General features: G+C 71.3%; 14 protein-coding genes, 1 tRNA gene, 1 rRNA gene and 1 riboswitch (1 of these 17 running past the window's edge). Of the genes, 7 read left to right on the top strand and 9 right to left on the bottom strand.

What is annotated here, in order from left to right; translation table 11 throughout:
* Both OG741_RS19175 and OG741_RS19180 read right to left on the bottom strand, forming a co-directional pair.
* Window positions 1-225 (bottom strand): 16S ribosomal RNA (locus OG741_RS19175) (it extends 1,300 nt beyond the left edge of the window).
* A gap of 650 nt (window positions 226-875) precedes the next feature.
* Window positions 876-1,457 (bottom strand): MarR family winged helix-turn-helix transcriptional regulator, encoded by a 582-nt coding sequence (locus OG741_RS19180; protein WP_405599488.1) that lies wholly within the window; start codon window positions 1,455-1,457, stop codon window positions 876-878.
* Between the two features lie 156 nt (window positions 1,458-1,613).
* Between OG741_RS19180 and OG741_RS19185 the strand changes: the two genes are divergently transcribed.
* Window positions 1,614-2,900, top strand: a complete 1,287-nt coding sequence (locus tag OG741_RS19185) for an MFS transporter (protein WP_405605653.1) — start codon at window positions 1,614-1,616, stop codon at window positions 2,898-2,900.
* Here the strand turns inward: OG741_RS19185 and OG741_RS19190 are convergent.
* Together OG741_RS19190 and OG741_RS19195 are read right to left on the bottom strand one after the other, a co-directional pair.
* Complete coding sequence (locus tag OG741_RS19190) at window positions 2,897-4,546, bottom strand: SpoIIE family protein phosphatase (RefSeq protein ID WP_405599490.1); 1,650 nt, start codon at window positions 4,544-4,546, stop codon at window positions 2,897-2,899. The genes OG741_RS19185 and OG741_RS19190 overlap by 4 nt on opposite strands.
* Window positions 4,547-4,653: 107 nt before the next feature.
* Window positions 4,654-6,135, bottom strand: coding sequence for an NAD(P)/FAD-dependent oxidoreductase (locus OG741_RS19195; protein ID WP_405599493.1), 1,482 nt, complete (start codon window positions 6,133-6,135; stop codon window positions 4,654-4,656).
* Window positions 6,136-6,460: 325 nt separating this feature from the next.
* On the opposite strand from OG741_RS19195, the gene OG741_RS19200 reads away from it, so the two are divergent.
* Both OG741_RS19200 and OG741_RS19205 read left to right on the top strand, forming a co-directional pair.
* Complete coding sequence (locus tag OG741_RS19200; RefSeq protein ID WP_405599494.1) at window positions 6,461-7,219, top strand: TetR/AcrR family transcriptional regulator; 759 nt, start codon at window positions 6,461-6,463, stop codon at window positions 7,217-7,219.
* A 201-nt stretch (window positions 7,220-7,420) separates the two neighbouring features.
* The gene (locus tag OG741_RS19205; RefSeq protein ID WP_405599497.1) at window positions 7,421-9,457 is read left to right on the top strand and encodes a sigma-70 family RNA polymerase sigma factor; all 2,037 of its coding nucleotides are present in this window, start codon (window positions 7,421-7,423) and stop codon (window positions 9,455-9,457) included.
* A 595-nt stretch (window positions 9,458-10,052) separates the two neighbouring features.
* Here the strand turns inward: OG741_RS19205 and OG741_RS19210 are convergent.
* Window positions 10,053-12,158: an asparagine synthase-related protein gene (locus OG741_RS19210; protein WP_405599500.1), complete on the bottom strand. Its 2,106-nt coding sequence runs from the start codon at window positions 12,156-12,158 to the stop codon at window positions 10,053-10,055.
* Between the two features lie 762 nt (window positions 12,159-12,920).
* On the opposite strand from OG741_RS19210, the gene OG741_RS19215 reads away from it, so the two are divergent.
* The 4 genes from OG741_RS19215 to OG741_RS19230 all read left to right on the top strand — a co-directional run bounded on the left by OG741_RS19215 (window position 12,921) and on the right by OG741_RS19230 (window position 18,451).
* A complete protein-coding gene (locus OG741_RS19215) occupies window positions 12,921-14,339 on the top strand; it encodes an MFS transporter (protein WP_266480984.1) in 1,419 nt (472 codons plus the stop codon).
* A 259-nt stretch (window positions 14,340-14,598) separates the two neighbouring features.
* Entirely contained in the window at window positions 14,599-15,843 is a 1,245-nt protein-coding gene (lhgO, locus tag OG741_RS19220) for an L-2-hydroxyglutarate oxidase (RefSeq protein ID WP_405599503.1), read from the top strand.
* A 415-nt stretch (window positions 15,844-16,258) separates the two neighbouring features.
* Window positions 16,259-17,056, top strand: coding sequence for a tRNA (guanosine(46)-N7)-methyltransferase TrmB (gene trmB / locus OG741_RS19225; RefSeq protein WP_405599506.1), 798 nt, complete (start codon window positions 16,259-16,261; stop codon window positions 17,054-17,056).
* 60 nt (window positions 17,057-17,116) lie between these two features.
* On the top strand, window positions 17,117-18,451 hold the full coding sequence (locus tag OG741_RS19230; RefSeq protein ID WP_405599509.1) for a PrsW family intramembrane metalloprotease: 1,335 nt from the start codon (window positions 17,117-17,119) through the stop codon (window positions 18,449-18,451).
* Window positions 18,452-18,637: 186 nt separating this feature from the next.
* On the opposite strand, the gene OG741_RS19235 is transcribed toward OG741_RS19230, so the two are convergent.
* The 4 genes from OG741_RS19235 to OG741_RS19250 all read right to left on the bottom strand — a co-directional run bounded on the left by OG741_RS19235 (window position 18,638) and on the right by OG741_RS19250 (window position 22,825).
* Entirely contained in the window at window positions 18,638-19,687 is a 1,050-nt protein-coding gene (locus OG741_RS19235; RefSeq protein WP_405599511.1) for a M23 family metallopeptidase, read from the bottom strand.
* A gap of 11 nt (window positions 19,688-19,698) precedes the next feature.
* Window positions 19,699-19,855: riboswitch (cyclic di-AMP (ydaO/yuaA leader) on the bottom strand.
* 278 nt (window positions 19,856-20,133) lie between these two features.
* Window positions 20,134-21,297, bottom strand: a complete 1,164-nt coding sequence (locus OG741_RS19240; RefSeq protein ID WP_405599513.1) for a PP2C family protein-serine/threonine phosphatase — start codon at window positions 21,295-21,297, stop codon at window positions 20,134-20,136.
* Between the two features lie 168 nt (window positions 21,298-21,465).
* Window positions 21,466-21,539: transfer RNA gene (locus OG741_RS19245), tRNA-Met, on the bottom strand.
* A 50-nt stretch (window positions 21,540-21,589) separates the two neighbouring features.
* The gene (locus tag OG741_RS19250) at window positions 21,590-22,825 is read right to left on the bottom strand and encodes a hypothetical protein (protein WP_405599516.1); all 1,236 of its coding nucleotides are present in this window, start codon (window positions 22,823-22,825) and stop codon (window positions 21,590-21,592) included.
* Between the last annotated feature and the right edge of the window lie 147 nt (window positions 22,826-22,972).

Below are 22,972 nucleotides of genomic sequence, written 5' to 3' on the forward strand. Positions count from 1 at the left end.
GGCTCATCCTTCACCGCCGGAGCTTTCAACCCCCAAGATGCCTCGGAGGGTGGTATCCGGTATTAGACCCCGTTTCCAGGGCTTGTCCCAGAGTGAAGGGCAGATTGCCCACGTGTTACTCACCCGTTCGCCACTAATCCACCCCGAAGGGCTTCATCGTTCGACTTGCATGTGTTAAGCACGCCGCCAGCGTTCGTCCTGAGCCAGGATCAAACTCTCCATGAATGTTTACCCGTAATCGGGTCGAACACCACAAGAGCGGGACAACCGGTCGGAATAAGACCAGTCATCCACAGCGTCCTCGCTGTGTCATTGCCTGCCCGCCACAAAGGGCCGACAGGACTTTCAAAGGAACCTCAACCCACCGAAATGGGCCGGGGTTGTCAATCTGGCGTTGACTTTTGGCACGCTGTTGAGTTCTCAAGGAACGGACGCTTCCTTCGTACTCACCCTCGCGGGCTTTCCTCCGGGCGCTTCCCTTCGGTCTTGCGTTTCCGACTCTATCAGACGCTTTCGTGTCCGATTCCCCGTCGGAGCGGGGCTCGCTTTCCGGCCTTCCGGCTTTCCGGCGATTCCGACTCTATCAGATCCTTTCGGGCCTGATTCCCGGTCGAACTCGGGTTGTCATTCCGGCCGTTCAGCCGTTCCGACGCCCAAACCCTAGCGGATTCCCCAGGCGACTCATAATCGAGTCTTCGAAATGAATTTCGGCATGCCGAAATTCATCCCGGCTGGGAGATCGTGCTGAGTTGGGTTGCCGCTTTCGCGGCGGGAGTGGCTGTCGCAGAACCGTTCCGGCCCCGTGACAACTCGAAGAACTTTACGGACTGGTGAAGGGTGTGTCAACTCCAGCCCTCAGGGCGCCGACCAGCGTTCTAGTCCAGGTCGGTGAGTCTCCCGCCGGCATCCGGCTGGGCGTGTTCCACGCGGCGCAGGACGCGGATCAGGAGCTCGCCGAGCACGCCCCGCTCCTCCGCCGAGAGGTCCCGGAGCAGGTCCTCCTCGAAGTCGGTGGCCATGCGCATCGCCTGCTGCCACTTCGTACGGCCCTCGTCCGTGAGCTCCACGATGACGCGCACCCGGTTGTTCTCGTCGCGGTCGCGCGTGACCAGGCCCTCGCCCGCCATGCGGTCGATGCGGTGGGTCATCGCGGCCGGCGTGAGGCCCAGCCGCTTGGCGAGCTCGCCCGGGCCCATCCGGTAGGGGGAGCCCGCGAGCACGAGGGTCTTGAGGACTTCCCACTCGGCGCTGCTGATGCCGAGGTCGGCGACCTGGCGGCCGTACGCGACGTTCATCCGGCGGTTGAGGCGGCCCAGGGCCGAGACGACCTTCTCGACCTGCGGGTCCAGGTCACCGAACTCGCGCTGGTAGGCCGCGATCTGTTCGTCGAGGCTCGGCTCCTGGAGGGCGGGGCCGGGCGCCTCGGGGCCGGGGCCCTCTGGGGTCTCGGTTGGCATGGGCTGAAGTATCGCACGGCCGAGTTGGCCTTGAAGTCCTTCGATGTGTATTGTTCAGGGTCTAACTTTAGTGTTGAAGTCTTCAGGCTTCAGCCCTTCAGCTCCAAGATGACCAGCACGATCAAGACCTCGAGGCAGGTGAGTGTGACCAGGGCGATGGGCGCTGCGATGCGCCGGATTCAGACGGGGAACGCGCTGAGCGCGTTCGGACTCGGCTTCACCGTTCCGTATCTCTACGTCTATGTGGCGCAGGTGCGGGATCTGGGCGCGACGACGGCGGGGGTCGTCCTCGCGGTCTTTGCGATGGCCGCGCTCGTCGCCCTGCCCTTCACCGGGCGTGTCATCGACCGGCGTGGGCCGCTGCCCGTGCTGATCGGGGCCGCGGTGCTCGCCTCCGTGGGGGCGGCGTCCATGGGGCTGTCGGCGAACGTGCCGACCGTCGTCCTGTCCGCCGCGCTGCTCGGGGCAGGTACCGCCGTGATGCAGCCCGCCCTCGCCACGATGATCGTCTGGTGCTCGGACGCCTCCACCCGCACGCGTGCCTTCGCCATGCAGTTCTTTCTGCAGAACCTGGGGCTCGGCATCGGCGGGCTGATCGGCGGGCACATCGTCGACGAGAGCCGCCCGGGCAGCTTCACGCTGCTGTTCGGCATCGAGGCCGTGATGTTCCTGGTGCTGGCGGGGATCGTGCTCACCGTGCGGCTGCCGCGCTCGCTCGCGCTCCAGGAGGTTCGGCCCGCGAACACCGAGGCCAAGGCCAGGGGCGGGATGCGCGCGGTCTTCGGGAACCGGGCCATGGTGCAGCTGTGCGTGCTCGGGTTCGTCCTCTTCTTCGCCTGCTACGGACAGTTCGAGTCTGGTCTTGCCGCGTACGGCACCGAGGCAGCCGGGATCCAGCCCTCGACGCTGGGGACGGCACTGGCCGCCAATACCGCGGTGATCGTGGTCGCGCAGTTCGTGGTGCTGAAGTTCGTCGAGCGCCGCAGCCGTACCCGGGTGATCGCGGTCGTCGGGCTTATCTGGGCCGTCGCGTGGATCACCGCGGGGTACGCGGGGCTCGGGCACGGCAGCCAGGCGATGGCGACGGCCGCGTTCATCTCGGCGTACGGCATGTTCGGGCTCGGTGAGGCGATGCTGTCGCCGACCGTCGCGCCGCTGGTCGCCGACCTGGCACCGGAGTCGATGGTCGGGCAGTACAACTCCGCATTCGCCCTGGTCAAGCAGCTCGCGCTGGCGGTCGGTCCGGCCGTCGGCGGGCCGATGGGAGCCGCGCTGCACGGTCCGTACATCGTGACCTTCGTGCTGTTCTCACTCGGTATCAGCGTGCTGGCGCTGCGGCTGGGCAGGCAGCTGACCCCCGTACAGGACAAGCCGTCTCTCGTGTCGAGGTCGCGGGTCGTGGCCCAGCACAAGCCTTCCGCGCAGCTCGAAGCCGCCGCCTAAGCAGGCAGGGCGAACTCGCACCACACCGCTTTACCGCCGCCCGGAGTGCGGCGGCTCCCCCAGGACGAGGCGATCGTCGCGACGATGGAAATCCCGCGGCCCGCCTCGTCCTCCGTTTCCGCGCGGCGGCGGCGCGGGAGGTGATCGTCGCCGTCCGTCACCTCGATGATCAGGCGGCGGTCGGTGCGGCGGAGTCTGAGGCGCATGGGCGGGGTGCCGTGCTGGAGGGAGTTGGCGACCAGTTCGCTGGCGGCCAGCACGCCCAGGTCGTGCAGCTCGGGCGAGAAGCGCCAGGAAGCCAGGACTCCGGAAGCGAAGGCACGCGCGCGTGGTGCCGCTTCGACGCCGCCGAGCAGTTCGAGGGCGGCGTTGTGGAACAGCTCGGCCGACGCGCCCGTACGCGTGGGGTGCTGGACGACCAGTACGGCCACGTCGTCGTCGTGTTCCGCGGTCACTCCCAGGGAGCGGATCAGCCGGTCGCAGACCACCTGGGGGGCGCCGGTCGCCCCGGACAGCGCGCGCTCCAGCGCCGCCACGCCCTCGTCGATGTCCTCGCCGCGCCGCTCGATCAGACCGTCCGTGTAGAGAACGGCGCTGGAGCCGGGCGGCAGGGCGATGGTGCCCGAGGTGTGGAGCCAGCCGCCTGTGCCGAGCGGGGGGCCGGTCGGCTCCTCGGCGCGGCGGACCGAGCCGTCCTCGTCCCGCACGAGGATCGGGAGGTGGCCGGCCGATGCGTAGACCAGCCGGCCTTCGTTCGGGTCGTGGACGGCGTAGACGCAGGTGGCGATCTGGCTGGCGTCGATCTCGGAGGCCAGGCCGTCGAGCAGCTGGAGCACTTCGTGCGGCGGCAGGTCGAGGCGGGCATAGGCCCGCACGGCGGTGCGGAGCTGGCCCATGACGGCGGCCGCGCGCACACCGCGGCCCATGACATCGCCGATGACGAGCGCGGTACGTCCGGCGCCGAGCGTGATGACGTCGTACCAGTCGCCGCCGACCGCGGCGTCCGTGCCGCCCGGCTGGTATGTGGCGGCGATACGCAGATCGTCGGGCTGCTCCAACTCCTGCGGGAGCAGAGATCGCTGGAGGGTCACGGCCGTCTCGCGGTGGCGGCGCTCGCTGGCGCGCAGCCGCTCGGCGGCCTCCGCGTGGTCGGTCACGTCGGCGGCGAAGACGAGGACGCCGCCGCCTTCCTTGGGGCTCTCGGCGGGCAGGCAGGTGACGGTGTACGAGCCGCCGCCGCGCACCTTGCGGGACTTGACCGTGCGCGGCTTGCCGCTGCGCAACACCTGGTCCATGAGCGGCAGCAGGCCGAGCTCGTCGAGTTCGGGGCAGGCGTCGGCCGCCGGGGCACCCGTCCGGCGGGGGCCGAAGGCCGCGGCATAGGCGTCGTTGACGTACGCGACGCGGTGCTCGGGGCCGTGGACGAGGGCGACCAGGGCGGGCAGAGGGCCGAGGATCTCCCGTACGGAGAAGTCGTCGAGCGCGGGGACGTCGGGCAGGGGCTCCGGCTGCTGTTCAAACTCGCCGCGGGCCGCGGGCACGGAGCCTTCCCCTCGCTGGGCGGGGGAGAGTCCGTGGTCGGTCCTCCGCGCTGCGGCGCGACGCTGCGTACCGGGGAGCCTTGCGCTCCAACGCGTGAAGTTCACTGACTTTCTAGCCTCAATGGTTGTCGCCAAGGGTCACTCTGTGCAGGTGTGAGCCCACCTATGGTCACACGTCCAGTGTGACCGACCGGACTGACAGTCCTCGTTGTCTACTTCCCGCCGGGACCCTCGCCCGGTCGCTTGTGCGGGCCGCTGTCGGGACCGCTGTGCGGCGCGTGTTTCGACGGGGTGTCCGGGCCGTGCCCCGGGCGTCTGCCGCTGCCGCCCGCGGCGAGTTCGAATTCCGCGCGCGGGTGCTCCAGCGAGCCCAGGGAGACGATCTCGCGCTTGAAGAGCCCGGCGAGGGTCCACTCGGCGAGCACACGGGCCTTGCGGTTGAAGGTGGGCACACGGCTGAGGTGGTAGGTGCGGTGCATCAGCCAGGCCGGATAGCCCTTGAGCTTACGGCCGTAGATATGCGCGACGCCCCTGTGGAGGCCGAGCGATGCGACGGATCCGACGTACTTGTGGGCGTACTCCTTGAGGGGTTCGCCGCGCAGTGAGGCCACGATGTTCTCGGCGAGGACCTTGGACTGGCGCACGGCGTGCTGGGCGTTGGGCGCGGTCTCCTTGCCCGGCTCGTCGGAAGTGACGTCGGGGACGGCCGCGGCGTCGCCGGCCGCCCAGGCGTGCTCGACACCGACGACAGTGAGCTGGGCGGTGCACTGGAGGCGGCCGCGTTCGTTGAGGGGCAGATCGGTGGCGGCGAGGAGCGGCGCCGGCTTGACGCCCGCGGTCCACACGACGGTGCGGGTGGGGAAGCGGCTGCCGTCGCTGAGGACCGCTACGCGGTCCTCGCAGGAGTCCAGGCGTGTTTCGAGGCGTACGTCGATATTGCGCGAACGCAGCTCGCGGATGGCGTACTTGCCCATCTCCTCGCCGACCTCGGGGAGGATGCGGTCGCTGGCCTCGACGAGGATCCACCTCAGGTCGTCGGCCTTGACGTTGTGGTAGTACCGCGCGGTGTAGCGGGCCATGTCCTCCAGCTCGCCGAGTGCCTCGACGCCCGCGAAGCCCCCGCCGACGAAGACGAAGGTGAGGGCGGCGTCGCGGATCGCGGGATCGCGGGTGGAGGAGGCGATGTCCATCTGCTCGATGACGTGGTTGCGCAGTCCGATCGCTTCCTCGACGGTCTTGAAGCCGATGCCGAAGTCGGCGAGACCGGGGATGGGCAGGGCACGGGAGATCGATCCGGGCGCGATGACGAGTTCGTCGTACGTGATCTCCACGGCGCCGGTGCGCTCTTCGGCGGTCGCGAGGGTGGTGACCGTCGCGGTGCGCTTGGCGTGGTCCACGGCCTTGGCCTCACCGATGACGATCTTGCACTTGTCGAGTACCCGCCGCAGGGGGACGACGACATGCCGGGGGGAGATGGAGCCGGCCGCCGCTTCCGGGAGAAAGGGCTGGTACGTCATGTACGGATCGGGCGTGATCACGGTGATCTCCACCTCGCCCCGCGCCAGCTCGTGTTTCAGCTTCTGCTGGAGCCGCAGTGCCGTGTACATCCCGACGTAGCCGCCGCCGATGACGAGAATGCGCGTTCCCGGCGGGGGGCCGGGGGTCGTCCCCCGGGAGTTAGAGGCCTTCACCATCCCATGACGCAACGGCCTCGGGCGTTTGTCCACAGCCCCGGCAAATTGTGTGACCGGAGGCTTTGCGCCACTGCGCGCGGGAGCGGAGCCGCAAGGCGGGGAAGGTGCGCAGGTCAGGGCATATGAGGGGGGTGGCGCGAGGGGGCGTATTAGGGAATGTTCCGGTCCTTGCTCCGATCGGGGGGCGCTCCGTGCGGAACTACCCCCTTCTGAATTGACCCTGGCTCAACTATGTTCGTACCTCGTCGGGGTGCCCGGACTAGGCACGCCCGGCGGACAGGCGGGGAGGTCTCCGGGGGGAGACATCATGACCGGGGGAACATGTATGACCATTCAGGATTCGCATTGGCAGGCTGCTGTCGCGCCGGGTTCGGCGGCTGACGGGAACGGGCGGGCGGGATCGGGCGGGGGCGGCCGCTCCGCGCCGCTGCGCGTGGACGCGCAGCGCAATCTCGAGCATGTACTGCGTGCTGCACGCGAGGTGTTCGGCGAGCTGGGGTACGGCGCGCCGATGGAGGACGTGGCCCGTCGCGCCAGGGTCGGCGTCGGGACGGTGTACCGCCGCTTCCCGAGCAAGGACGTACTGGTGCGCCGGATCGCCGAGGAGGAGACCTCCCGGCTCACCGAGCAGGCGCGCACGGCTCTGGGGCAGGAGGAGGAGCCTTGGTCGGCGCTCTCCCGTTTCCTGCGTACGTCGGTGGCTTCGGGCGCGGGACGGCTGCTGCCGCCGCAGGTGCTGCGGGTGGGCGTGGAGTCCGAGGAATCGCCGGTTGTCGTACGGGACGAGGCGCGGGTACCGCAGCAGCGGGTCGGCGCACAGCCCGAACTGCGGGTCGTCGGACCGCGTCCGGTGCCGGTGGAGGAGCTGGACGACACGGGCGCGGAGGAACTGCTGGAGGTCGTCGGGCAGCTGGTCGACCGGGCGCGCGGGGCGGGTGAGCTGCGCGACGATGTGACCGTCGCGGACGTGCTGCTCGTGATAGCCACGGCCGCGCCCTCGCTGCCGGATGCGGTACAGCAGGCGGCGGCTTCGGCCCGTCTCCTCGACATCCTGCTGGAGGGTCTGCGGCCCCGCTCCGCCTGAGCGCGCTCCTGCCCGAACCGCGGCACCAACTGACTGGTGGGCAAGGCCGGTTCAGTCTTCCCGAACGAGTGACGAATAGGGCCCGGTTCCGGGAAGTCGCCCCGGATGAGTGGTTGTCGTACACAAGGGCTCGATGTGCGGCCGCTCTGTGGCACCCTTGCCCGGTGTTCGGGTCTGCTGGTGCTTACGGGGGCTTCCGCGATGAGCGGTGAGGGTCGGGACAAGTCGCTCGGCGGCGCAGGCGGCGGGGAGGCAGCCGGACTGCCCTCCCGACAGGTGCCGAGCCAGGGCGGGCCCGGTGGGTCGTCCGGCGCGACCGGAGCTTCGGGTCCTGCCGGTGTGCCGGGTCCCGCCGGTGTGGCCGGTCCCGCCGGCCCGTCCGGGACCGGTTCGAGTGGTTCGGGGGACAACGCTTCGGGTGGTGCGGACGAGCACGCCGTGCCGCCACAGCGCGAGGCCTCCGGTCGCGAATCCCCTCCGGCGCCGCGTGAACTGCCCACGTCCGACGTCGCGTTGATCCGGCGCATGCGCAACGGCGACGACGGTGCGTACGAGGAACTGTTCCGTCGCCACGCGGACTCGGTGCGCCGGTACGCGCGTACCTGCTGCCGGGACGCGCACACCGCCGACGACCTGACCGCCGAGGTGTTCGCGCGGACGCTGCAGGCGGTGCGGGGAGGCTCGGGACCCGAACAGGCCGTACGGGCGTATCTGCTCACCACGGTGAGGCGGGTCGCGGCCGCCTGGACGAAAACAGCGAAGCGGGAACAACTGGTCGAGGACTTCGCGGTGTTCGCCGCGGAGGCCGTCCGCAGCACGGGCGCCGCGAGCGACGGCACCCTCGATCCGGGTGCCGACGTCCGGGCGATGCACGAGGCGGAGCAGTCGCTGGCCATGCGGGCTTTCCGCTCCCTGCCCGAGCGCTGGCAGGCCGTGCTCTGGCACACCACCGTCGAGGAGGAATCGCCGAGCGAGGTCGCACCGCTGTTCGGGCTGACCGCCAACGCCACCGCGGTACTGGCAAGCCGGGCCCGCGAGGGCCTCAAGCAGGCCTACCTGCAAGCCCATGTGAGCACCGCGCTCACCTCCGGCGGTGACTGCGCGCGGTACGCCGACCGGCTGGGCGCTTATGCCCGCGGGGGCCTGCGGATGCGGGCCGAACTCGGCCTGCGCAAGCACCTGGAGGAGTGCGCCAAGTGCCGTCTCGCCGCCGGTGAGCTGGCGCATGTCAACGCCGGGATTCCGGCGCTGCTGCCGGTCGCGGTCATCGGCTGGTTCGCCGCCGGGTACTCCCTCAAGGCCGTCGGGATCGTGGCCGGCGGAGCCGCGGGCGCGGCAGGGGCGGGTGCGGTCGCCACGGCCACAGGCAGTACGTCGGGTGCTTCCGGGGGCACGGCCGGTGGTGCCGCGGTGTCGGAGGGACTGGGTGCCCCGGCAAAGGCCGGGATCGCCGCGGCGCTGGCCGTCGCGGCGGCCGCCGGACTGGTGTGGGGGATGTCTGGCGACGATCCCGAGCCCGCGCCGAAGGCCGGGGCCGAGCCGGGCGTCTCGGTGCCTGTCGTACCGCAGAAACCCGCGCCGTCACCGAAGCCCGAGCCTCCGGCGCCGCCCGCGGCGCAGCCGGCTCCACCGCCGGACAATCCCGCGCAGCGGCCGACTCCGGCGCCCACCCCGCCGCCCGGGCCCGGAACGACGCCGATGGACACACCGCCCAGGCCGGTGCCGCCCCTCCCGTCGGCCCCGCCCGCCCCGGGTCCGACAAAGCCGCAGCCGACACCACCGACCCAGCCGCCCGCGCCGGCCCCGAGGGTCTACCAGGTCAACCGGCTCAAGTACGACGTCTTCGGCGACCACACCCGGCCCGAGGTGCGCCTCGGTGGGAGCAGTTGGCTCTGGCAGCGCTCGGGCATGTCGATCGACGGCAGGCGGTACGGACATGGGGTGACCGTGCACGCCACGTCGTCGGTGACGATCAACCTCAACCGCCGGTGCACCGCCTACGACGCGTTCGTCGGCGTCGACGATCTGACGCTGGGCATGGGCGCGGTGCGCTTCTCCGTGTACGGCGACGGAGGGCGGCTGTGGCGCTCGCCGGTGATCCGCCGCGGGCAGGCGGCGGTGCCGGTGCATGTGTCGCTCGCCGGGCTGAAGAAGATCCGGCTGGTCGTGGAGCCGCATACGGCGCTCGACTCGGCGGCGCTGGGCGACTGGGCCCAGGCACAGATCAGCTGCGGCTGACGGACCCGGCCGCGTCGTTCCGGGGCCGGGTCGCGCGCGACGGCACGGTCATTGCGGTCCGGGGTTCCTTTCCCCCACCCCGCCCCTTCCCGAAACTGGGGCGGGCCCCAGACCCCTGGCGCCCGCTTCGCGGCGCGCCCAACTCGGCACGCGGGAACCGACGGCCGTCGCGGACAAGGGGAACGTGCGGCCTGACGCCCGCCACCCGCACTGCGCCAGCTGCGCGGCGCGGGCCTCCGGGTCCCCGGAGGGGAGGGGGGAACGTGGGGGCCGACGCCCCCGCACCCCCAGTGCGCCTGCTTCGCGGCGCGGGCTACCAATTGCCGCCGCCGGGTAAGGGGCCGCGGAGCGGGTGGAGTTGGGACGTAGAGCGTGACTTGTGGCGCGGGGACGCCCGCGCACCTCGGTACGGCTGAGACGCGCCGTAAATCATGCAGTCCCGGCTCCACCCCGGAGCGGACCCAGGCGCCCGCCCCGCGGCACCGGGCAACCCCTCGGCCCGCACCCCGAACCCGCTACCACCGCGGCACCGGCAACCCCAGGCGCGCCGGACCGTCACCGACACCGCACCAGGCAACCCCGCGCCCCCACCCAGCTACGCCTGCAGCGTCCGCCTCGGGGGGACGCCTCCCGCCACCGCTCGCTGTTTCGGCGCCGCCGTGCCCGTCCAGCACGTGCCGCGCCGCGAGAGCAGCCTCCGTAGCCACAGTTCCGTCGAGATCAGGTCCGCCAGGCCGTCCAGCGGGACCGGTTCGCCCTCGGAGGCCGCCCGTAGCGCCTTGCGGATCACGCGGGCCTCCACCAAGCCCGCGTCCGCCAGCAGCGGCGCGTCGAACAGGGCGATCAGGTGCGGGAGTGAGGCTCGCAGGCCGGTGCGGGCCGCCGTCGTCGAGGTGGTGTGGGTCGTCGCGCCCCAGCCCGGGGGCAGGTCGTGGATGCCCGCGCCCGCCAGGACCCGGCGGAGGATTTCCGCGCGGGCGCCCGGCCGGACCCGGAGGGATTCGGGGAGGTCGCGGCAGGCCCGTACGACCTGGTTGTCCAGAAAGGGGGCGTGCAGGCGCTGGCTGCGGATTTCCGCGGCCTGTTCGAGGATCCGCTGGTCCGACGCGTGGCGGGTCAGCGCCGCCCGCGCGCGGGCCTCGCCGGGCCGTTGCACCGACACCGGCCGCATCGCCGCCTCCGTCAGGCGAACCGATACTTCAGCGAGCGCCTCACCGGTGAGCCAGCGCGCCGCGGGGCCCGGCCGGGACCAGGTCAGTGCGGCGAGCGACGCGCCCAGGGGGCCGTCGTGGGCACGGCCGGGCAGACGGTTCGCGGCCAGCAGGTGGTCCGCCGCCAGCTCCAGGCCCGTGCGGTAGGGCGTACGCGCCAGCCGCCGCGCCGCCCGGTACACGGTCAGCGGGATGAACAGGGACTGGGGCGAGGGCCCTTCGGCCCGTGCCAACGCCGCGACGGGCCGCATCAGATGGCGGCGGCGCCGGTCGAGCAGCAGATCCGCGAGCCGCGCCGGATGCGCGTCCAGGACCTGCCGCGCGCCCGCCCCGGTGAAGTGGTCGGCGCTGCCCGCCGCCAGCCGGTTTCGGTGCCGTTCCGCCACGACGAGGGACGGCGCGGGCTCGTCGGTCAGCGGCCCGTCGAGATCCGCGTACGGCAGGGACTCCTCACCCGCCGCGACCACCACGTGGTGCAGCCGCGGATTCGCGGCGATCGCCCGGGCCCGCTCCAGTTCGGCCGCGTGTTCCACCTCGCGACCGCCCGTCGCCAGGTCGTTGAAGGTGACAGCGAGCAGCCGCTCTCCCGCGCCGGTGCCATGGCCGAGCACCGTTCCCGGCACGCCGGGCAGCCCCGCCGCCAGCAGCGCGAGTGTGCCGGACGCGCTGCCGCCGGAGAGATCGGCTCCGATGCCGGGTGCCGGACCCCCGCGGGCGGCGCGGCGGGCTGCCGGGCCCATTCCGGGGACGGGCCCGGGGTCCGGCGGCAGGGTCTCGGGCGCGTGCCGGGGCGCGGTGAGCCTGGCTCGTACGGCGTCGACGAGCGCGTCCCGTACCCCCTCGACCGCACGCTCTGCCTCCATCTGCGGTCCGGCGACGGCCAGCGAGGCCACCGGCTCGTATCCGGTGATCTCGCGCGAGCCCTCGCGCAGGATCAGCGCGTGCCCCGCAGGGATGCGCTTCACACCGACGTACGGAGTCGAGTCGCGCAGCGCCTCCGGCGTCTCCGGGCAGGCCAGCAGCGCCGCCAAGTGCCCGATGTCCAGCTGCGCTTCGATGAGGTCGGCGAGCGGCAGCGCGGCGGTCGCGTACGCGGTGCCGTTCGCCCATGGCGTGTAGAAGACGGGTCTCGCCCCGGCGAGATCGCCCGCGACCGTTATCCGCCGCCCGACCTGCGCGACGGCCGTATAGCTGCCCGCCCACGCGGTCAGGTGCCGCAACGCGCCTCCGCGCGCCGCGAACAGACCGACCTTCAGCTCCTCGTCGCTGGCCGCGCAGCAGCCCAGGACGGCCAGTTTGGTGAAGGCGTCCACGGTGACGACACGTAGCTCGTCGGGGCGCCAGTCGCCGACCGCCCAGAGCGGATCCGGGTCTCCCCACAGGAGTTGGGACCCGACGGGGTGAACGGTGCGGCCCTCGTCGGACCCCCCGACGACCCCGGCCGTACCGAAGTTTGCGGCGATACTGCTCCAGCCCACCAACCACCGCATCGCGCCTCCACAGGCTGTGGACGAACTCAGACCCGGGACCATAGCCGCTCGGGAGCACCTCAGAAGCATGCAGCCGCACGGGAACATGCCGCCGTTCGGGAACATGCTGCCACGAAGGCGGCGCACAAGAGGGTCTCCGGGTCGCGTGCGCAAAAAGTGAACGCGCCCCTGGCATTGGCGATTTGACGACGGTCCAGGGCACTGCGGAGCGAGCGACCAACGCCCACAAAGGCGCAAAAGGGATACAGGGGACAGTCGGCATTCAGCCAATCTGCGGGGCGTACATCCGTTCGTAACCCCCGCAGAACACAGTCCGGGAGGCGGCACACGCCTCCCGGACCGGTCCGCCACCCGCGGGGATTGAAGGCAGCGGATTCCCCCAGCCCACTGGTTCCAGTACGCAGTGGGCCGACCCACGCAGGACTCATGGAAGCGCTCCCCCACCAGCGGGACCAGAGCGCACGGACGGGCGCACGGCCACACACCCGGAGCACGCCCAGGAGCACGCCACGGCACCGCCCTTCACGGACGGTCTGCTCCAACGCACAACAATCTCGCCATACGGAACACCGCCTCTTAACGGTCGGGATGCGGCGAACTACGCTGTGTTTACTGTTGTTCTCCTCAGGGGCGCATATTCCCAGGGGCTCGGCCAGACGCTTTTGCAGCCGGGACCAAGGACCTGTTCACCGGGGAGAACGCAGCACGAATGCCGTGCGCCAACAGCGACGCGGCGGCCGTCTGTGTGTCGAGGGGTGGCGCATGTCCAGGGAGCAACGCGGGCCGAACGAAAAGCTCGGCACCGTTCTCGCCCTCGCGGGAATCAGCAACGCCGGCCTTGCCCGGCGGGTCAACGACCTCGGAGCGCAGCGCGGGCTGACACTTCGTTACGACAAGACGTCCGTGGCGAGATGGGTGTCGAAGGGCATGGTGCCGCAGGGCGCCGCGCCCCATCTCATCGCCGCGGCGATCGGCGCCAAGCTCGGGCGGCCGGTGCCGCTGCACGAGATCGGCCTCGCGGACGCCGACCCGGCCCCCGAGGTCGGGCTCGCCTTCCCGCGCGATGTGGGCGAGGCGGTGAAATCGGCCACCGAGCTCTACCGTCTGGATCTTGCGGGCCGCCGGGCGGGCAGCGGGGGCATCTGGCAGTCGCTGGCCGGTTCTTTCGCAGTGAGCGCTTACGCCACGCCCGCGTCCCGCTGGCTGATAACCCCCGCCGACTCCTCGGTCGAGCGATCCCTGGACGCGACGGAGGACACTCCCGCCCGCGTGGGCCACAGCGACGTCGCGAAGCTGCGGGAGGCGGCGGAGGACGCGCGCCGCTGGGACTCCAAGTACGGGGGCGGGGACTGGCGTTCATCCATGGTGCCGGAGTGTCTGCGGGTGGATGCGGCTCCGCTGCTGCTCGGGTCGTATTCGGACGAAGTGGGCCGCGCGCTGTTCGGCGCGACCGCGGAGCTGACCCGGCTGGCCGGGTGGATGGCCTTCGACACCGGTCAGCAGGAGGCGGCGCAGCGGTACTACATCCAGGCGCTGCGGCTGGCCCGGGCGGCGGCGGACGTGCCCTTGGGCGGGTACGTACTGGCTTCGATGTCCCTGCAGGCGACCTACCGCGGCTTCGCGGACGAGGGCGTCGACCTCGCCCAGGCGGCCCTTGAGCGCAACCGCGGCCTGGCCACGGCCCGCACGATGAGCTTCTTCCGGCTGGTGGAGGCGCGGGCGCACGCCAAGGCGACCGACGCCCCGGCGGCGGGGGCGGCGCTGAAGGCGGCCGAGGGCTGGCTCGAGCGCTCACGGGAGGGCGACGCTGACCCGTCGTGGCTGGGCTTCTACTCCTACGACCGGTTCGCTGCGGACGCGGCCGAGTGCTACCGCGATCTGAAGGCGCCGCGGCAGGTACGGCGCTTCACGGAGCAGGCGCTGTCGCGGCCGACGGAGGAATTCGTGCGCTCGCACGGGCTGCGGCTCGTGGTGTCGGCCGTAGCCGAACTGGAGTCGGGGAATCTGGACGCGGCGTGCGCGGCGGGCACGCGCGCGGTGGAGGTCGCGGGGCGGATCTCCTCGGCGCGGACCACGGAATACGTACGGGATCTGCTGCACCGCCTGGAGCCGTACGGCGACGAGCCGCGGGTGGTGGAGCTGCGGGAGCGGGCCCGGCCGCTGCTCGTGGCCCCGGCGTAGGGGGTGTCTTTTGGATCAGGCCGGATCAGTGAGCGGGGTCTGGTGCGTGCAGCTGCAAGGCGGAGGAGGGAGCCGACGCGGAGCGTCGGCGACTGACGACAACGCAGCAGATGTGCGTGCCAGGGCACGCGAGCCCGGCAAGATCCGAAAGACACCCCCTAGGGACACATGGCTCCGGCATAGGCGCAGACATCCCGGCTCAGCTGGTTTAACGGCCTTGTCAGTGGGCCAGTGCACTATCGGGGTGGGAGGTGACGCGGTGACAGCGTCCGGGCAGGGCTCGGTGCACGACTTCGACTGTGACGTGCTGGTGATCGGCGGCGGGATCGTCGGCCTGTCGACGGCCCATGCCCTCACGCGCGCGGCTCCCGGAACCCGGGTGATCGTCCTGGAGAAGGAGACGGGCCCGGCCCGCCACCAGACCGGGCGGAACAGCGGAGTGATCCACAGCGGGATCTACTACCGGCCGGGGTCGCTCAAAGCGCGGTTCGCGGTGCGGGGCGCGGCCGAGATGGTGAAGTTCTGCGCCGAGTACGGCATCGCGCACAAGGTCACCGGGAAGCTGATCGTGGCTACCGGCAAGGACGAGCTGCCGCGGCTGCACGCACTGGTCCAGCGCGGCAGGGAGAACGGCATTCCGGTGCGGGAGCTGGGCCCCTCGCAGATCATGGAGTACGAGCCGGAGGTGCGCGGGCTCGCGGCGATCCATGTCGGGACGACCGGGGTGTGCGACTTCGGGGCGGTGGCGGCGCAGCTGGGGGCCGCGTCCGGCGCGGACGTCCGCTACGGCGAGGAGGTGGCCGCGATCGACCGCCGGAGCTGGGGGGTCGCGGTGCGCACGGCGTCGGGGGCGGTGGTCAGGGCGCGGGTGCTGGTGAACTGCGCGGGGCTGCACTGCGACCGGGTGGCGCGGCTGGCGGGCGACGATCCCGGGATGCGGATCGTCCCCTTCCGGGGTGAGTACTACGAGCTGACGGACCCCTCGCTGGTGCGGGGCCTGGTGTATCCGGTCCCCGACCCGGCCTTCCCCTTCCTGGGCGTCCACCTGACCCGCGGCATCGACGGCGGAGTCCACGTCGGCCCGAACGCGGTCCCGGCGCTGGCCCGCGAGGGCTACAGCTGGTCGGCGGTCCGCCCGAGGGAACTCGCCGAGACGCTGAGCTGGCCGGGATCCTGGCGGATAGCGCGGCGGCACTGGCGGTACGGGGCGGGGGAACTGCACAGGTCCCTGTCGAAGCGTGCCTTCACGACGGCGGTGCGCAGGCTGCTCCCGGCGGTGACGGAGACGGACCTGCGGCCGGCCGCGGCGGGGGTACGGGCGCAGGCGGTGCTGCGGGACGGGACGCTGGCGGACGACTTCCTGATCCGCGAGGCGCCGCGGACGGTGCATGTGCTGAACGCGCCGTCCCCTGCGGCGACGGCGTCGCTTCCCATCGGCCGGGAGGTGGCACGGCGGGCACTGACGGCTCTGACGCCGGGGCGCGTGGCGGGCGCGGCGCGGTAACCCGCAAGCCCGCAGGTCTTGGGGTGCCGTGGCACGGGCCTGCCGCAGGGTGCGGGCCGGATGGGCCGCTGCGCGGGGCCTTTTCCCCACCCCGCCCTCCCCCTACGGCCTGGCGGCCGTGGGAGGTACCCCCATCCCTCAACCGGGGCTCCGCCCCGGACCCCGGTCCTCAAACGCCGGACGGGCTGAATGACCGGCGGGCCCGCGCACCGCAACCGTTCGGGTGGGGAGGGGCCGTGCAGGGTCGTCCCCGCAGGCGATTGGCGGCCAACACCGGGTGCCCTTACGAACCCCTCATCGCCGCCGACGCCGAGGAGTCGAGCCCGGAGGGGACCCGGAACCCGCACCACACGGCACCGGCGCACCCCGGACCGCCCCAGACCCGCGCCGCGACGGCCCTTAGAATCGAGCCACTGTGTCTGAGCTTCGTAACCCCACCCCCGCCCCATCCCCGTCCCGTCCCCCTCTCCGCGCCAAGAGCGAGCCGCGGTTCCCCGGGGGCCCCGCTGCCGATCCCGCCGGGTCGCATCATGAGCGGCGGATCCGGAGCTTCCAGCCGCGGCGGAGTCGGGTGACCGTCGGGCAGGGGGATGCCCTGGAGCGGCTCTGGCCCCGGTGGGGCATGGACATCGACGGGCAGCGCGTCCTCGATCTCGAGGAGATGTTCGGCGGGCTGCCGGTCGTCCTGGAGATCGGGTTCGGGATGGGCGAGGCGACCGCGCAGATGGCCGCCGCCGATCCCGGCACCGGGATTCTCGCCGTCGACGTGCACACGCCCGGGCAGGGCAATCTCCTCGGTCTCGCGGAGCGGAACGGACTGTCCAACATCCGTGTGGCCAACGGCGACGCGATCATCCTGCTCCGCGAGATGCTTCCGCCCGGCTCGCTCGACGGGCTGCGCGTCTACTTCCCCGACCCCTGGCCCAAGAAGCGCCACCACAAGCGCCGGCTGATCCAGCCCGAGTTCCTCAGTCTCGCCGCGCCCCGTATGAAGCCCGGCGCGATCCTGCACTGCGCGACCGACTGGGAGCCGTACGCCGAGCAGATGCTCGACGTGCTCTCGGCGCATCCGGAATTCGAGACCACCCAGGAGCACGGCGGCTTCGCCCCGCGCCCCGCCTTCCGGCCGCTCACCCGGTTCGAGGGGCAGGGCCTGGACAAGGGTCACAAGGTGCACGACCTGCTGTTCCGCCGCGTGTTGGAGTCGGCGTAACCCTCGGTAGTGTGCCGTGCACCATCGCCAGGTGTCAGTGTGCCTCGTTAGGGTCATCAGGTGTCCGAGTCGTTTCCGCAGCACCTCCCACCGCATCCGGCGGTCCCGGCCTTCGACGAGCAGCCGCTCTTCGATGCCGTGCCGGAGCGCGCCCGCTGGCGGTACAAACCGCGGCGAGCCTCCCGGCTCTGGCGCAGCAAGGCGGTTCGGGCCGGGGTCGTCATCACCCTGCTCGCCCTCTCCGGGCTCGTCATCCTGGCTCTCGTACGCGAACAGACCGGCACCCACGGCTTCCTGGTCGGACTGGGCCTCGCCACCCTGCCCGTCCCGCTTCTCGCCGCGGCCTTCCGCTGGCTGGACCGGGTCGAGCCGGGACCCTGGCGGAATCTGCTGTTCGCGTTCGCCTGGGGCGCCTTCGCCGCCGCCCTCGTCGCGATCATCGCGAACACCTTCGCGACCCGCTGGATAGCCACCGCGACCGCCGACCCGGCGAGCGCGGACACGCTCGGCGCGACCGTCATAGCCCCGGTCGTCGAGGAGAGCGCGAAGGCCGCGGCGATCTTGCTGATCTTCACCTTCCGCAGACGGGACTTCACCGGGATCGTCGACGGCGTCGTCGTTGCGGGCTTCACCGCGACCGGTTTCGCCTTCACCGAGAACATCCTCTACCTGGGCAACGCCTTCGGTGAGGACCAGGAGATTGGCACCTCGGGCCTGGCATCGGTGACCGCGGCGACCTTCTTCGTACGTGTCGTCATGTCGCCGTTCGCGCATCCGCTCTTCACCGTGCTCACAGGCATCGGCTTCGGGATCGCGGCGCTCGCCGCACGGCGCCAGCGGTTCCGGCGGATCGCGCTGCCGCTGCTGGGCCTCGCCCTCGCGATGGGCATGCACGCGCTGTGGAACGGCTCGGCGTCGCTCTTCGGCCCGTTCGGCTTCTATGCCGTGTACGGGGCTTTCATGGTCCCGGTCTTCGGGCTGCTGACCTGGCTCACGATCTGGACCCGGCAGCGCGAACTGCGCACGATATCCACCGAACTGCCCGCATACGCGGCGGCCGGCTGGCTGACGGCCGACGAGCCGCGCGCGCTCTCCTCGATGCGGGCGCGCACGATGGCCCGCGACATCGCCCGCCGTACGCACGGACCGGCCGCGGCCCACGCCGTCTCGGAGTACGAGCGGTTCGCGACGACCTTGGCGTTTCTGCGCCACCGGGCTCAGCGCGGCACGGCGGGCCCGGACTTCATGGAGCGCGAGCAGGAACTGCTGCACCACCTGTGGCAGCGCAAGGAAGTCGCGTCTCCCGCGCTGAGCTACGCCGCGCGGGCGACGGGCCGGGTATGGACCCCGCCCCCGCACCGCGACTACGGCGGCTACAACCCGTACCGCTCCTAGGCCGGTACGGCCTGCTCCGCCTGCGTGCAGTACGCGACCGGGGCAGGAGAGACCGGCAGCCCTGGCGTCGGGGGGTGAGCGCCAGAACTGCCGGCGTTCAGGGGAGTGCGGAGCACCGCGCACATGGGGGCATCCGCAGAACGCCCCCTCGCGCCGAGCGGCGGCGCGAGGGGGCGCACGGAGAAATCAGACGGTCAGGCCCTTGTCCCGCAGCCAGGCCATCGGGTCGATCCCGGTCCCGCCCGCCGTGTGGACCTCGAGGTGCAGATGCGCGCCGGTCACATTGCCGGTCGCGCCCACGCGCCCGATCGTCTCGCCGGTCGACACCTTCTGGCCGACGCTGACCGAGATCGAGGACTGGTGGGCGTACCAGATCTCCGTGCCGTCCTCGAGCTCCAGCACCGTGCGGTAGCCGTAAGACCCGGACCAGCCCGCCGACTTGACGGTGCCGCTGTGCACGGCCTTGAGGGGCGTGCCCGTCGGGGCCGCGAAGTCCAGGCCGGTGTGGTAGCCCGAAGACCACATCGATCCGGCCTCGCCGAAGGTGGAGGTGATCGTGTACGAGGAGGTCGGCAGCGCGTAGCTCGCGGCGAGCTTGGCGAGGCGCTCGGCCTCCGCCTTCTCCGCCGCGGCCTTCTCGGCGGCGAGCTTCGCCGCCTCGGCCTCGGCCTCCGCCGCGGTCTGCTGGGCCTTCGCCTCGGCCGCTGCCTTCTCGGCCGCGAGCTTCTCCGCGGCCGCCTTGGCCTCGGCGTCCGCCTCGGCCCGCTGCTGATCGGCCTGCTGGAGGATGCGGGCGCGCAGCGCCTCACCGGCGGAGCCCTGCGCCTCGGCCCTGGAGCCGGTGCCGGTGTCAGCGGCGAGCGTCGCCGAAGTGAGCGGAGCGGTGTTCCCGGCGTCGGCGTCCGAGGACTCGTCGGACATGAACGAGCCGACGCCGGGAAGGGACTTGGCGTCGGGCAGGTTGTCCGAGATCGAGTCGGGGAGCGATATGGAGACCGGCGGCTTGCTCTGCGCGGTGGCCATGCCGCCCGCGCCGACCGCGGCGATCACACCGACCCCGAGCACCGTGGAGCTGCGGGCGAGTCCGCCGCGCTGCTTCATCACACGGTGCCGGCCGCGCACCGGACGGACGGAGTCCTCGGTGGGGTTCCACTCCTCCCATGCCCGCTCTGCCACCTCGTCGCCGAAGAAGTCAGTTTCGAAGGGTGCTGTCGGGGCAGGTTTGTTGGACGCCACTGAGGCGTGCTCCTTTCCTTCCTTCTCGCCTACCGGGTTAGCTGACGGGTTCGGAGCAGGAAGGTCTCCTACGGGCGCTTCCGCCGCGGACAAGAGCGGCAAAAGATGCCCGATTCACCCCAATTGGTGGTTCCCCGGTTCCCTTGCGGAATTCGGCGCGTGCGCACGGTGCCGCCTCTTGCGACGACTGGGACGACCGCGCTGCGTTATCGAACGTTAATAGACACCGGGGCCCGATTCCAAGCTGTTCCGACTGATCATTAACAACATCGCCGGGACTTAACCGGACACAAGCGCCCGGAGTGGGGTGAGTTGATCGCCCCTCATGCACCATCCGCCATGTCCCGTCACCTGACGGTGCATCAAATGTTATGCGGAGGGGTGCCTCTCGATTACGTACCGTTCCCAACCCCGTCCGGCTTCACGACGCCGGGCCGCCAGAGCCTTCACTCGCCGCCCTGATCCCCGCCGTCCCGCCCGCCCGCGCCGATCACGGGCACGGTCCTGCGGCGCTCCTGCTGCCCCTCCGCGGGGCGGCTGACCGCAAGCAGCGCCATGTCGTCCGTCGAGCCGCCACCCGTATGGCGTCGTACGTCGTCCACCAAGGCGTCCAGCAGCTCCTCGGGCCCGGGGAACAGCCGCCCCGCCAGCCGCCGGCCCGGGTCGTAGAAGACGCCGCTCCTGTCGCGCGCCTCGGACAGCCCGTCCGTATAGAGAAGCAGCGTGGCCCCGGGGGGCAGCCGGTGCGCGTCCGAGCGGTCCGGCCAGATCCCGAGGCCCATACCGAGCGGCAGCGCGGCCTCGGTCGGCTCCAGGATGTTCACGTTCCCGTCCGCGTACAGCAGGAGCGGCTCCGGATGGCCCCGGTTCACGATCCGTACGACACGATCACCGCGCGGGATCTCGGCCAGTACGGCGGTGGTGAACCCCTCGACCGCGTCCAGGTTGTGCCGCGCGCCCTCGCGCACCAGCGCCCGCTCCAGCCGCGCGGCGACCCCTTCCAGCGAGCTCTCCTGCTCGGCGGCCTCCCGGAACGCCCCGATGACCACGGCCACCGCCTCGACCGCCTGCATGCCCTTGCCCCGTACGTCCCCGACGACCAGCCGCACCCCGAAGGGCGTGTCCTGTACGGCGAAGAGGTCGCCGCCGATGAACGCGTCCGCCTGCGCCGCCTCGTACCGCGCGGCGACGTGCAGCCCCCCGATCCGCTCCGGAGGGGTCGGCAGCACGGCGCGCTGCGCGGTCTCGGCGATCACCCGGGCCGATGCGAGGCGCTGGCTGCCGAGCCGTACGACCCGGTTGATCAGCAGCGCGAGGCCCGCGACGGTGATCACAGTGGTCAGCTCGGTGAACGCCGTGATCTGCGAGAGGGTGTGGTTGTAGAAGTGCAGCCCGGTCACGCCGAGGATCGCCGCGATACCGACCAGCAGGGTGCCGACCCAGGTGAAGATGGGGGCCGCGATCAGCGGCGCGGCCGCGAACAGCGGGACCGCGGTGAACCGGGGCGGCGTCGCGAGGTCGAAGATCGCGCCGCCGACGATCATCAGGGCGGGCAGCAGGCGGACGAATCCGCGGGAGATGTCCGCTCCGCCCTGCTCTGGCTCGGCCACGGGTGCTCTCCTGCCCGGTCCCACACGGCTGCGGACGGTACCGCGCCCTTCCCAGGCTGGCCGTAGCCGCGCCGGGCGGCGAGTCGCCGTCGGCCAACCGAGCGATGCTCGGAGCCGGTACACGACAGTGGCCCGGCACTCTGTCGAGTGCCGGGCCACTGTCGTCAGTAGCGGGGACAGGATTTGAACCTGCGACCTCTGGGTTATGAGCCCAGCGAGCTACCGAGCTGCTCCACCCCGCGTCGGTGAACACCACCTTACGCCATCCGGAGCAAGATCAAATCCATTTTGTTCAGCGGCGCCGCAGACGCAGTGCCGTGAGGGCTCCGCCGGCCGCGATCAGGACGGCAGCGGCAATGGCCGCGTACCGGGTGGAGCCGGAGGATCCGGTGTTGGCGAGGGCTCCGGTGGTGGTGACGGGGGTGTTATCGCCGGCCACCGCCGTGGCCGAGGAGGACGGGGTCACAGAGGGCGTGGCGGAAGCGGTCGCGGAGGGCGTGGCGGACGGCGTCGCCGAGGGCGTCGCGCTCGGCGAGGTGGTGCCGCGCTCGGGGGCGACGGTGATCCTGCCCTCGGCCCCCAGGAACGGATGGGTGTTGCCCTCGGTCAGCCCGGTCGTCGCGCGCAGCGTGAGCTTGACCGGCTTCTGGATGCCCTTGAAGTCGATGACACTCACGCGAAGCCTGGTGCGCTTGTAGATGTGGCTCTTGCTGACGTCCGCCGGCTGCCACTTCTCCTCGCCCTTGAACTTCTTGACCTTGGTGTACTTGCCGTCCTCGCCCAGTTCCTCGATCACCAGCTCGGGGATCTTCACCGTGGAGCCGGGCTCCTCGGCGACCTCCAGGATGGTCCTCAGGTCGGAGTCGAACGTCACCCCGCCCTTGAGCTGGTGGACGATGTCGACGGTGCCCGCTGTGCCGGGCTTGATGGGAGCGTTCTCGTCGGTCTCGAGCATCATCGAGGCGGGCCCCGTGTTGATCTTTGGGCTGGCCTCGAAGACCAGGGTGTCGTCCTGTTCGCGCTTGGTGTTCTCGGCGAGGTCGTCTGCCAGGAACTTCAGATTGCCGTTGTTGGAGGGGTAGTTCTTGCCGAGGCCGACGGAGACCTTCCAGCTCAGCTCCCCCTTGGCGGGCACCGAGAAGGAGGCGCTCTTGCCCTTCGCGGCCGGGTAGAACACGCCCTGCGCGCCCGTGCCCTCCTGGCTGACGAACTCGTCGGTCGCCGGGGCGTTGACCGGCTGCACGTCGAAGACGACGTGCGAGGCCGCGATGGGGCTCGCGCCGTCCGTGTCCCCGATCAGCCACGGCTGGAAGTCCACCGGCTTGTCCGCGGAGTTCTTCACGGTGAACGTGAACGTCTCGCTCGCCACGCCCCGGGTCAGCGGCCCGGCCGGCGCCGGAGTGCCCAGCTCGATGGTGAGGGGCTTCTGGGGGGCCACCGGGGCGGCGTGGGCGCTGAGCGGGACAAGCGCGGTGCCGACGGCGGCGGCGACAGTGAGCGCGGCGGCGGAGACGAAGCGAGCGGACATGGTGGACTCCCCCCAAGGAATCGACTAGGGGCCTGACTGCCGCTGGATGGGCAGCAGTCGGCCGAGAGAGCAACGCGACAGAGCGCGCCGCGGCAGGCGGTGGTACGGGATGAGAGAGCTCGCGTGGCGAGCCGCATCAGAACTCGC

The organism is Streptomyces sp. NBC_01410 (assembly GCF_045040195.1).
Taxonomy (GTDB): Bacteria; Actinomycetota; Actinomycetes; order Streptomycetales; family Streptomycetaceae; genus Streptomyces.